Below are 12,520 nucleotides of genomic sequence, written 5' to 3' on the forward strand. Positions count from 1 at the left end.
ATGTCCGCCACGCCCGCCACGCCCGACCGACGACGGCCGCTCACGGCCCCGCAGGCGGGAATCTGGTTCGGCCACGAGGCCGACCCCACCCGGCGGCGGTTCACCGCCGGCCAGTACGTCCGGTTCCACGGCGCGATCGACGAGGAGCTGTTCGAACGCGCGCTGCGGGGCGTGGTGGCCGGCAGCGAGAGCCTGCGGGTGCGCTTCGAGCCGACCGCCGACGGCGCCGTCCAGATCGTCGAGGACGCCGCCGACTGGCCGCTGCACCGGCAGGACCTGCGCCACCACGAGGACCCGGCCGCCGCCGCCCGCGCGTTCCTCGCCGCCGAACTCGCCCACCCCTACGACCTGACCGCCCGCCCGCCCTTCGACCACTTCCTGCTGCGGACCGGCGAGGCGGAGTACCTCTGGTACCTCCGGATCCACCACATCCTGTGCGACGGCGTGGGCGGGGCCGGGCTGATGCGCCGGGTGGCGGCCGAGTACACGGCGCTGCACGCGGGCGAGCCGCCCTCCACCGGCGTGCACGACCCGCTCCAGGCCCTGCTGGACGACGACGCCGCCTACCGCGCCTCCGCCCGGTTCCGCACCGACGCCGCCTTCTGGGCCGAGGAGTTGGCCGGCCTCGGCGACCCGCCCCGCCTCGCGGGCGGGCGCAGCGCCCCGACCGGCTCGGGCCCGCGCCCGCCGGTCGCCGTCCGGACGGAGCTGTCCGCCGAACGCTGGGCCGCCGTCCGCGAGCGCGTCGGCGCGGGCTGGACGGCGCTGTTCCCGGCCGCGCTCGCCGTCGCGCTGCACGCCGACACCGGCGAGCGCACGGCCGTGATCGGCCTCGGCGTCCGCGGCCGGGACGCCGCACTGGCCCGGCGGGCCCTCGGCATGACGGCGAACGTCGTCCCGCTGCGGCTCGCCGTCGACCCGGCGGCCACCGTCGGCGGCCTGGTGGCGGCCACGGCGGACCGGGTCCGGGCCGCGCTGCGCCGCCAGCGGTACCGCTTCGAGGACCTGCTCCGCGACACCGCCGCCGCCCGGGGCGACCGGCCGCTGATCGGCCCCACCCTGAACCTGCTGCCGCTCGACCTGGACCTGCGGTTCGGCGGGATCCCGGCCACCGTGCACGAGGTCTCGCCGGGCCTGCCCGAGGACTTCGCGCTCGGCGTCTACGACAACGGCCGCGCCGCCCTGCCGGTGTTCGCCGACGCGGTCGGCGACTACCCCGAGGACACCGTCCGGGCCCACCTGGACCGGGTGCTCGACCTCGTGACGGCGCTGGCCGAGGCCCCCGAGGGGCTCCCGGTCGGCCGGCTGCGCACCGGCAGCGCCGTCGCCCTGCCCGCGCCCGCGCCCGGTTCGGCCCCCGCGTCGGCGCCGGACCGGACCGGCCAGGACGGCGACACCCTGGTCTCGCTGTTCGAACGGCAGGCCGCCGCCCGCCCGCAGGCACCGGCCGTGGTGCTGGGGGAAACCGTCCTCACCTACCGCGAACTCGACCTGGCCGCCGACCGGTTGGCCCGCCGGCTCGCCGCCCGGGGCGTGCGCCGCGGCGACCTGGTGGGCGTCGCCCTGCCCCGCTCGCCGGACCTGGTGGTCGCGCTGCTCGGCGTCCAGAAGGCCGGCGCCGGCTACCTGCCGCTGGATCCGGACTACCCGGTCGAGCGGCTGCGCGCGACCATCGAGGACGCCGCGCCCCGGCTCGTGGTGACGGACGACTCCGCCCGGGCGGCGCTGCCCGACGGCGTCGAGACCCTGCCCGTCGACGGCGCGGACGAGCCCGCCGACCGGGCGCAGCCCCAGCGCCCCGGCCCGGACGGCGTCGCCTACGTCATCCACACCTCCGGCTCCACCGGCCGCCCCAAGGGCGTCCTGGTCACCCACCGCAACGTCACCCGGCTGCTCGCCACCACCGCCGAGCGGTTCGGCTTCGGACCGGACGACACCTGGACCCTGTTCCACTCCTACGCCTTCGACTTCTCGGTCTGGGAGCTGTGGGGAGCCCTGCTGCACGGCGGCCGCCTGGTCGTCGTCCCCCGGGACACCGCCCGCTCGCCCGAGGAGTTCCTGCGCCTGCTCGCCGACGAGCGCGTCACGGTGCTCAACCAGACGCCCTCGGCGTTCACCCAGCTGGCCGCCGCCGACGCCGCCCACCCCGGCCCGAGCGCCCGGCTCGCCCTGCGGTACGTCATCTTCGGCGGTGAGCAGCTCGAACCCTGGCGGCTCGCGGACTGGTACCTGCGGCACCCGCAGGACACGCCGCGCCTGGTCAACATGTACGGCATCACCGAGACCACCGTGCACGTCACGGCCGGCGACCTCGACGCCGCCGCCGTGGCCTCGGGCACCGCCACCATCGGCCGCCCGCTGCCCGACCTGCGGGCGTACCTGCTGGACGCCGCCCTGCGGCCGGTGCCCGACGGCCTGCCCGGCGAGCTGTACGTGGCCGGCCCCGGTCTCGCCCGCGGCTACCTCGGCCGCCCCGCGCTGACCGCCGCCCGCTTCACCGCCGACCCGTACGGCCCGCCCGGCAGCCGGATGTACCGCAGCGGGGACCGCGCCCGCCGCCGCCCCGACGGCGAACTCGAACACCTCGGCCGCACCGACCGGCAGGTGAAGATCCGCGGCTACCGCATCGAGCCGGGGGAGATCGAGGCCGCGCTCGCCGCGCTGCCCGGCATCTCCGGCGCCGCCGTCCTCGCCACCGAACGGGAGCCCGGGCACAAGGCGCTGACCGCCTACCTGCTCGGCACCGGGGAGGCCGTCCGCGCGGCCGCCGACCACGCCCACGCGTCGCTCCCGGGCCACCTGGTGCCCGCGGCCTTCGTCGCCGTCGAGGCCTTCCCGCTGACCGCCAACGGCAAGCTCGACGAGCACCGGCTGCGGTCCCTGGAGGCCGGGGCGGCGGACGGCCGGGGCCGGGCGCCCAGCGGCGAGCACGAGACCCGGCTGCACCGGCTGTTCGGCGAAATCCTCGGGGCCGAGGGCTTCGGCGCGGACGAGAGCTTCTTCGCCCTCGGCGGCGACTCCCTCTCGGCGAACCGGCTGGTGGTCCGCGCCCGCGCCGAACTGCCCGCCGAGCTGACCGCCGGACTGACCATCCGGGACGTCTTCGCGGCCCCCACCGTGGCCGGCCTGGCCGCCCGGACCGGTGCCCGTGGTGCCGCCCGCCGGGGAGCGGCGGCGGCCGGCCGGGCACTCCCGCAGCGCCCGCAGGCCGGCCCCCGCCCGGAGCGCGTCCCGCTCTCCCACGCCCAGCGCGGCCTGTGGTTCCTGCACCGGCTCGGCGAACAGGCGTCGACCTACCACATCCCGCTCGCCGCCCGGCTGACCGGGCCGCTCGACCTGGCCGCGCTACGGGCCGCCGCCGGCGACGTCCAGCAGCGGCACGAGAGCCTGCGCACCGTGTTCCCGGCCACCGACGGGCAGCCGTACCAGCGGATCCTCGACGACCCGCCCCTCCCGCTGACCGTCCGGCACCCCGGCCCCGCCGACCTGGACGCGGCGGTGCACGAGGAGGTCCACCGGCCCTTCGACCTCGAACAGGGCCTGCCCTGGCGGCTGGTGGTGTTCACCGCCGGGCCCGGCACCCACCTGCTGCTGATCGTCCTGCACCACATCACCGCCGACGAGCAGTCGCTGGGCCCGCTGACCCGCGACCTCGCCGCCGGATACGCCGCCCGGGCCCGCGGCCGGGCCCCCGAGTGGCCCCGACTGCCGCTCCAGTACGCCGACTTCACGCTCTGGCAGGGCCGGGAGCTCGGCCCGGCCGGCGATCCGGACAGCCCGCTGGCCATCGAACTGAAGCACTGGCGCGAGGCCTTGCACGGCGCGCCGGAGCGCACCGCGCTGCCGGTGGACCACGAGCCGCCGCCCGGCGCGGCCCTGCGCGGGGCCGCCGCCGAGTTCCACTGGGACGCCGAACTGGTCGCCGCGGCAGCCGAACTGGCGGCCGGCCGGGGAGCCACCCTGTTCATGGTGCTGCACGCGGCCGTCGCCTGCCTGCTGGCCCGCTCCGGAGCGGGCACCGACCTCGTCCTCGGCACGGTCACCGCCGGCCGCGCCGACCCCGCCCTGGACGACCTGGTCGGCTACTTCGCCCAGCCGCTCGCCCTGCGCACCGACCTCTCGGGCCGCCCGGGCTTCGCGGAGCTCGTCGACCGCGTCCGGCACGCCGACCTCACCGCCTTCGCCCACGACCGGGCGCCCTTCGACCGGGTGGTGGACGCCCTCGCACCCGACCGGGAACTCGGCCGCCACCCGCTGTTCCAGGTGATGATCACCCTGCACGGCGGACGCGGGCCCGCGCTCACCCTGCCCGGACTGTCCGGCGCACCGCACCGGTTCGAGCGGGTGATGGCCAAGTTCCCGCTGCTCTTCGAGTTCGCCGAACAGCCGGACGGCACGGTGCGCGGCGTCCTGGAGTACAGCACCGGCCACTTCCGCCCCGAGACCGCCGACCGACTGGCGCAGGGCCTCGGCCGCCTGCTGGCGGCCGCCCTGGCCGACCCGGCGGCACCCGTCGACACCCTCGAAGCCCTCGGCACTCTCGACACCCTCGACCTGTCCGACACCCCCGGCCCGGCCGCCCGCCCGCTCCCGGCGCCCGCCGCCGCCCGCCCGCAGCCCGCCGCAGGCCCGGAGGGCGGCTCGCCCGCCGAGGAGCAGCTGCGGACCCTGTTCGGCAGCGTCCTCGGCCGGGCGCGGCCCGGGCCGTCGGAGGGGTTCTTCCGGCTCGGCGGGGACAGCATCCTGGCGATCCAACTCGCCACCCGGGCCCGGTCGGCGGGCGTGCTGATCACGCCGAAGGACGTGTTCACCCACCAGACCCCGCGCGCCCTCGCGGCCGCCGCGGCCGCCGTCCCGGACGGTGGCCGCGCCCCGGCCGCCCGCCCGGCGGTGCCCGCGCCTCCGGGCGGGGTGCTGCCGCCCACCCCGATCGCGGACTGGCTGGCGGCCCGCGGCGGACCGGTCCACGGCTACGCCCAGTCCCTGCTGTGCGAGGTGCCGCCCGGCGCCACCGAACACACCCTGAGCGCCGCCCTCCAGCAGCTCGTCGACCACCACGACGCGCTGCGGACCCGGCTGACCGGGGCCCCGGGCGAGCCGCTCGCCTTCGAGATCCGGCCCGCCGGGACGGTCCCGGTGGCCCCGCTGCTGCACCGGATCGACCTCGCCCGCGAGGGCCTGGCCACCGCCCCCGGCCGCGACCCGGCGCCCGCCCTGCTGGAACTCGTCGCGGAACAGCGGCACGACGCCCGCCGCCGCCTCGACCCCTACCGGGGCGACCTGCTGCGGGCGGTCTGGTTCGACGGCGGCCAGGGCGGCCTGCTGCTGATGGTGATCCACCACCTCGCCGTCGACGGCGTCTCCTGGCGGATCCTGCTCGACGACCTCGCCCGGGCCCACCGGGCCGCCGCCGACGGCCACCCGGCCGAGCTCGCCGCCGTCCCCGTCACGGCCGCCGACTGGGCCCGCGCGCTGCGGGCCGCCGAGGCCGACCCGGCGGTCGCCGCCGACCGGGACCACTGGCACGGCCTGCTGACGGCCGGTACGGGGACCATCGGCACCCGGCCGCTGGACCGCACCCGGGACACCGTGGCCGGGGCCGCGACCCTGCGCACCACTCTGGGCGGCGGCCCGACCGCCGCCCTGCTGACCGACCTGCCCGACCGACTCGGCGCCGCCGTACCGGAGATCCTCCTCGGCGCGCTCGCCGCCGCCCTGCACGGCTGGCGCGGCCGCAGCGCCGACGGCCCGCTCCTGGTGGACGTCGAGGGCCACGGCCGCGACCCGGAACTCGCCTCCCTCGACGGCCTCGACCTCTCCCGGACGCTGGGCTGGTTCACGGTCATCCACCCCGTCCTGCTGGACACCGGCCCGGCCGGACCCGACACCGGGGGAGCGGCCCCCGCCGACGACCCGGCCCGCGCCGACGACCCGGCCCGCGCCGACGACCTGGCGCGCGCCGTCGCGGCCGCCCGGCAGTGCCTGCGCGCCACCCCCCACCGGGGCCTGACGTACGGGCTGCTCCAGCGGTCCGGCACGCTGCCCGACCGCCCGGCCCCGATCGCCTTCAACTACCTGGGCCGCTTCGACACCACCCGCCGCGGCCCCTGGCAGCCCGTCCCCGGCACCCTGCGGGGCGAGGCCGACCCCACCCTGCCGCTCGCCCACACCCTCTCGGTCGACGCCTTCGTGGAGACCGGCCCGGACGGCCCGCGGCTGCGGGTCGAATGGGCCTGGCCGGCCGGCGTGCTGGCCGCCGACGCGGTGGCCGACCTCGCCGCCAGCTGGGAGCAGGCCCTCACCACCCTGGCGTCCGCCGGCCCGCCCCGGGCCGAGGGGACCGCAGCCGACGCCCGGCCCGAGGCGCCCGCCGAAGCCTGCGCCGAAGCGCCCGCCGAGGCCGCCGTCCTGCTGCCCGCCACGCCGCTCCAGGCCGGCCTGCTGTTCCACTCCCGCTACGCCGCCCACGACGGCCGCCGCGACCCGTACCTCGTGCAGCTCGTCCTGGACCTCACCGGCGCGATCGACCCGGAGCGGCTCGAGGACGCCGCCCGGCGGCTGCTCGCGCGCCATCCGCAGCTCGCCGGGGCCTTCACCAGCGGCGAGTCCGGCCCGCCGCGGCAGGTCGTGCCGGTCGAGGTGACGCTGCCCTGGCGCACCGTGGACCTCACCGGACGGGCGGAGCGGGAGCAGTCCGCCGACGCCCGGCGGCTCGTGGCGGAGGACCGCCGGCCGTTCGCCGTCGACACCCCGCCGCTGATCCGCTTCACCCTGCTGCGGCTGGCCGCCGACCGGTGGCGGCTCGTCTTCACCCACCACCACCTGCTGCTGGACGGCTGGTCCGTGCCGATCGTGCTGCGCGAGCTGCTCGCACTGCACCAGGGCGTCGAGCTGCCCCCGGCGCCGTCCTACCGCCGCTACCTCGACTGGCTGGCCGGGCGCGACGACGCGGCCGCGCGCGGCGCCTGGCGCACCGCCCTCGCCGGGGCCGAGCCCACCCGGGTCGGCCGGCCCGCGCCGGCCGGCGGCGAGGGCGGCGAGGGCGCCGACGACGGCCCGTCGACGAGCGTCTTCACCCTGCCCGCCGGGCTCACCGCCGGGCTGCGGGCGCGCGCCGCGCAGTGGGAGGTGACCCTCGGCTCCCTGGTGGCGACGGCATGGGCGCTGGTGCTCTCCCACCTCACCGGCCGCGACGACGTCCTGTTCGGCACCACCGTCGCCCAGCGCCCGGCCGAACTGCCGGAGGCGGACCGGCTCGTGGGCCTGCTGATCAACACCGTTCCGGTCCGGGCCCGGCTGCACCCGGGCGAGCCGCTGCGCGAGCTCGCCGCCCGGCTCCAGCGGGAGCGCACCGCGTTGCTGGACCACGAGCACCTGGGCCTCACCGCGGTGGAGGAGGCCGCCGGCGCCGGGCGGCTCTTCGACAGCTCACTGGTGTTCGAGAACTACCCGCTGGACGAGGCCGGGTTCGTCGAGCCCGCGCCGGGCCTGCGGATCGGCGCCGTCGAACCGTTCGACGGCACCCACTACCCGCTCTCGCTGGTGGTGCTGCCGCGTCAGGGCGGCCTGGACGTACGGCTCCAGCTGCGCCCCGCCGAACTGGACCGGTACCTCGACGCGGACCGGCTGCGCACCCTGCTGACGGCCGCCTGCGCCACCCTGGCCGGTCCGGGCGCGGACGCGCTGACCACCGGCCGGATCGACCTGCTGCCGCCCGTCCAGCGGGCGGGGCTGCGGGCCTGGGGCACCGGCCCGGCGGCCGACGCCGAACCGGTGTCGGTGGGCGCGCGGTTCGAGCGGCTGGCGGCCGACCACCCGGACCGGATCGCGCTGCACCACGTCGACGGCGCCGGTACCGCCGGCACCACCACGTACGGCGCGCTCAACGCCGACGCCAACCGGCTGGCCCACCACCTGGCCGGCCTCGGGGTGAGCCCCGGCACCCGGGTCGCCGTACGGCTGCCGCGCTGCCCGGAGGTGCCGGTGGCGATGCTGGCGCTGGCCAAGCTCGGCGCCGTCTGCGTCCCGCTGCACCCGGGGTTCCCGGCCGAGCGGCTGCGTGCGCTCGCCGCCGAGGCGGGCACCGAACTACTGGTGGACGCCGACCTGTTGGCGGCGGCCCGGCGGGCGGGCGGGAGCACGGACGACCCCGGCGCGGAGGTGCCGCCCGGGCAGGTCGCCCAGTTGCTGTACACCTCGGGCTCGACCGGCCGCCCCAAGGGCGTGGCGGTGACCCACCGCAACATCCTCGCCCTGGCCGACGACCCGCTGTGGCACGGCCCCGACCACGACCGGGTGCTGTTCCACTCGCCGCACGCCTGGGACGCCATGGTGTACGAGCTGCTGATGCCGCTGCTGACCGGCCGCCAGGTGGTGGTGGCCCCGCCGGGAGAGCTGACCCCGGCGGACTACGCCCGGGCCGTCGAGCACGGCGGCGCCACCGCGGCCTGGCTGACGGCGGGCCTGTTCGACCTGCTGACCGAGCAGATCCCGGCGGCCCTGGCCCGGCTGCGCCTGATCTGCACCGGCGGCGACGTCGTCCCCCCGGCGGCGCTCGCCCGGGCCCGGCGGGCCGCGCCCGGCCAGCGGCTGCTGGACCTGTACGGGCCGGTGGAGAGCACGACCTTCGCCCTGGGCCACGAAGTCCCGGCGGGCCCGGTCCGCGAGGGCGAGGCCGTCCCGATCGGCCGCCCGCTCGCGGGGACGAGGGTGCTGCTGCTGGACGCCGCGCTGCGCCCGGTGCCGCCGGGCGTCCCCGGCGAGATCCACCTGGGCGGCGAGGGCCTGGCCGCGGGCTACCACGGCGCCCCGGCCCGGACGGCCGAACGCTTCGTCGCCGACCCGTACGGCCCGCCGGGCGGCCGGCTGTACCGCACCGGCGACCTGGGCCGGTGGGACACCGAGGGCCGGCTGCACTTCCTGGGGCGCGCGGACCGGCAGGTGAAGATCAACGGGTTCCGGATCGAGCCGGGCGAGATCGAGGCCGCGCTGTGCGCCGAACCGGAGGTCACCGCCGCCCGGGTGGTGCCGCACGGGGCGGGCCCGGCGGGCCGCTCGCTGGTCGGGTACGTGGTCGCCGACCGGCCGGTGGCCGCCGGCGAACTGCGCCGCCGGCTCGCCGGGCGGCTGCCGCGCCACCTGGTGCCCGCCGTGCTCGTCCCGGTCGACGCCCTGCCGCTGGACGCCAACGGCAAAGTCGACACGACCGCCCTGGCCCCGCCGCAGCGGTCGGCCCCGGGGCCGACCCGCTCGCCCCGCCGGGAGGTCCTGGCGGCGCTGTTCGCGGAGGTGCTGCGGGTGCCGGCGGTCGCGCCGGAGGACGACTTCTTCGCGCTCGGCGGCAACTCGATCGCCGCGATGCGGCTGGCCGGGCGGATCCGGTCCACCCTGGGGGTCGACGTGCCGCTCGGCGAGCTGTTCGACGCGCCCACCGTGGCCGGGCTGGACCACCGGCTCGACCGCGCCGCCGCCCGTACCGATGACACCGACGGTACCGGCGGCACCGCCCCGGCGCTCGGCGACCGGACGACCCGGCCCGACCGGCTGCCGCTCGCCCCCGCCCAACTACGCCTGTGGACGGCCAACTACCTGGGCGAGCACCGCCCGGACTACCTCACCACCCTGGCCCTCGACCTCACCGGCGGGCTCGACCCCGCCGCGCTGCGGGCCGCCCTCGGCGACCTGGTGGCCCGGCACGAGGCCCTGCGGACCGTCCTGCCGTACGGCCCGGACGGCCCGGAGCAGCGCATCCTCACGCCCGCCGATGCCCTGGCCGCCGATGCCCCGCCCGGCGCCCCGGCCGCCGACGCCGACCTCGCCGAGGCCTTCCTCGCCGCCGTCCCGTCCGCCGCGCCCCGCTTCCTCGACGTCCCGCCGGAGCGGCTGGACGCCTGGATCGCGGCCGAACTCGACCGCGGCTTCGATCTGTTGACCGAACCGCCGCTGCGCACCGCCCTGCTGCGCAGCGGCCCCGACCGGCACACCCTGCTGCTGGTGCTGCACCACGCGACGGTGGACGGGCACGCGCTCGAACCGCTGCTGGCCGACCTGCGGCTCGCCTACCGCGCCCGGGCGGCCGGCGGGGCGCCGCGCTGGCCGTCGCCCGCCGTCCAGTACGCCGACCACGCCCTGTGGCTGCGGCGGCGGCTCGGCGACGAGGACCGGCCGGAGAGCCCGGCCGCCCGGCAAGCCGCCTACTGGCAGGGCGCGTTGGCCGCCCTGCCGCCGTGGCGGGGCCTGCCGGACGCCGCCGGCGCCCCGGGCGCCGGGCCGGGCGCGGCCGGCACCGTCCGCTTCGCCCTGGACCGGGGGGAGCACCGGCGGCTGGCGGCCGCCGCCCGGGCCTGCTCGGCCGGCACCGGGATGGTGGTGCAGGCGGCGTTCGCCGCCGCGCTGGGCGACCTCGGCGCGGGGCACGACCTCCCGATCGGGGTGCCGCTGGCCGGCCGGGACGACGAGGTCCTGGACGGCGTGGTCGGCTGCCTGGTCAACACCGTGGTGCTGCGGGTCGACACCTCCGGCGCCCCGACGGCCCGCACCCTGGTCGGGCGGGTCCGGGAGCGGCTGCTGGCCGCCCACGCCCATCAGGACCTGCCGTTCGACCGGGTGGTGGAGCTGGTCAACCCGGCCCGGCAGGCGGGCCGCCAGCCGCTGTTCGGGGTGGCGGTCTCCCATCTGGTGCGCGCCGAACCGGCCGACGGCGGGCGGTGGGCCGACGCCGTGGCGGTCGCCGAGCGGCCCGTCCCGGTGGCCCGCACCGCCGTCGACCTGCTGCTCCAACTGGTGGAGCGGCGGACCGCGGACGGCGCACCCGGCGGGCTGGAGTGCGCCCTGGTGCACGCGCTGGACGGCTGCGACGAGCCGACCGCCCGGCGGGTGGTGGCCGCCTTCCGGCGGCGGGTCACCGAGTTCTGTGACGAGCTGAACGACGAGCTGAACGACGAGTTGAACGACGAGGTCGACGGCGAGCTCAACGACGAGCCGGCCGACGAGTTGGACGACCTTGCCCAAGAGCACGACCACAACCATGAAGTGAGGGCCCGATGAGCAGCACCAACCCCTTCGACGACGAGCAGGGCGCGTTCCTGGTCCTGGCGAACGAGGAGAACCAGCACGCGCTCTGGCCCGCCTTCGTCGACGTGCCCGCCGGTTGGCGCAGCGTGTTCGGCGAGGAATCCCGGCAGGCCTGCCTGGACTACGTCGAGAAGAACTGGACCGACCTGCGTCCGCGCAGCCTGGCCGAGGCGATGGACGCCCGCCTCGACTGACCGCGATCGACCGGTCCATCAGGGATGTTCCACCCTGGCTTAAGGATCTCCCGCCCCCCGCAAGTGAACTGACAGCATGTCAGGGACGGGCGCGGGGCCGGCCCGCAGGAACGAGTGCGGCGCGCCTGGGTTTCCCCCACGCCCGGCCGCGCCGCCGGCGAGCCGGCCCCGGAGCCCCGCAGGCACCCGATTGCCGCCCGTCCGGACCGCAGCGCCACCGCCCGTTGTCCGAAGCCCTCACGAGGAGTCACCGATGAACGCTGTCACCCCGCGCACCGCCGAGCGCACGGCCCGGCCCCGGCACTACCTGATGTGCCGCCCCAGCCACTTCGAGGTCACCTACGCGATCAACCCGTGGATGGACCCGGCGAAGCCGGTCGACACCGGGCTCGCCGTGGCGCAGTGGGAGCGGCTGTACGCGCTCTACCAGGAGCTCGGCCACCGGGTCGACCTGATCGACCCGATCCCGGGCCTGCCCGACATGGTCTACGCCGCCAACGGCGCCACCGTGGTGGACGGCAAGGTGCTCGGCGCCCGCTTCCGCAACGCCGAGCGCGCCGCCGAGGGCCCCGCCTACCTGGAGTGGTTCCGCGCCAACGGCTACCCCGAGCTGCACGACCCGGAGCACGTCAACGAGGGCGAGGGCGACTTCCTGGTCACCGCCGAGTACGTGCTCGCCGGGCGGGGCTTCCGCAGCACGCCGGCCGGCCACGCCGAGGCCCAGGAGTTCTTCGGGCGCCCGGTGATCGGCCTGGAGCTGATCGACCCGCGCTACTACCACCTGGACACCGCGCTCGCCGTGCTGGACGGCGACGAGATCATGTACAACCCGGAGGCCTTCTCCGCGGGCAGCCGCGAGGTGCTGGGCCGGCTGTTCCCGGACGCGGTGCTGGCCGACGCCGGCGACGCCGCCGTGTTCGGCCTCAACGCGGTCAGCGACGGCCTGCACGTGTTCCTGCCGGAGGCGGCCACCGGCCTCGCCGACAAGCTGCGGGAGCGCGGCTTCGAGCCGATCGGCGTCGACCTGTCCGAGCTGCTCAAGGGCGGCGGCAGCGTCAAGTGCTGCACGCTGGAGCTGCGCCACCGCGCCTGACCGCCGCCCGTCCGCCCGTCCGTCCCTTCGCCCGCCTCCGTGACGCCGCCTCCGTGACGCCGGGGCGGGCGAACCGGGCGGACGAGCGGGGCGGGCTCGGGCCGTAGCACCACCCCGCACCAACGCGACGGGCCGCGCGGGCCTCCCCCCGAGGAGGTCC

Annotated in this window: 3 protein-coding genes; all 3 read left to right on the forward strand. The window is 77.8% G+C overall.

Annotated elements, in window-relative coordinates:
• The 3 genes from OG556_RS25880 to ddaH all read left to right on the forward strand — a co-directional run bounded on the left by OG556_RS25880 (position 1) and on the right by ddaH (position 12,360).
• Positions 1–11,046 carry an amino acid adenylation domain-containing protein gene (locus OG556_RS25880; protein WP_371519855.1) on the forward strand — a complete coding sequence of 3,682 codons (11,046 nt, stop codon included), beginning with the start codon at positions 1–3 and terminating at the stop codon, positions 11,044–11,046.
• Positions 11,043–11,267 (forward strand): MbtH family protein, encoded by a 225-nt coding sequence (locus tag OG556_RS25885; RefSeq protein WP_371519858.1) that lies wholly within the window; start codon positions 11,043–11,045, stop codon positions 11,265–11,267. The genes OG556_RS25880 and OG556_RS25885 overlap by 4 nt, the downstream gene beginning before the upstream one ends.
• A gap of 253 nt (positions 11,268–11,520) precedes the next feature.
• On the forward strand, positions 11,521–12,360 hold the full coding sequence (gene ddaH, locus OG556_RS25890) for a dimethylargininase (RefSeq protein WP_371519860.1): 840 nt from the start codon (positions 11,521–11,523) through the stop codon (positions 12,358–12,360).
• Positions 12,361–12,520 lie beyond the last annotated feature (160 nt).

The organism is Kitasatospora sp. NBC_01300, from assembly GCF_041435235.1.
Classification (GTDB): domain Bacteria; phylum Actinomycetota; class Actinomycetes; order Streptomycetales; family Streptomycetaceae; genus Kitasatospora.

Excerpts from the sequence above, each read along its gene's own strand:
- OG556_RS25880 (WP_371519855.1), top strand. The coding sequence starts at position 1 with ATGTCCGCCACGCCCGCCACGCCCGACCGACGACGGCCGCTCACGGCC.
- OG556_RS25885 (WP_371519858.1), top strand. The coding sequence starts at position 11,043 with ATGAGCAGCACCAACCCCTTCGACGACGAGCAGGGCGCGTTCCTGGTC.
- ddaH (WP_371519860.1), top strand. The coding sequence starts at position 11,521 with ATGAACGCTGTCACCCCGCGCACCGCCGAGCGCACGGCCCGGCCCCGG.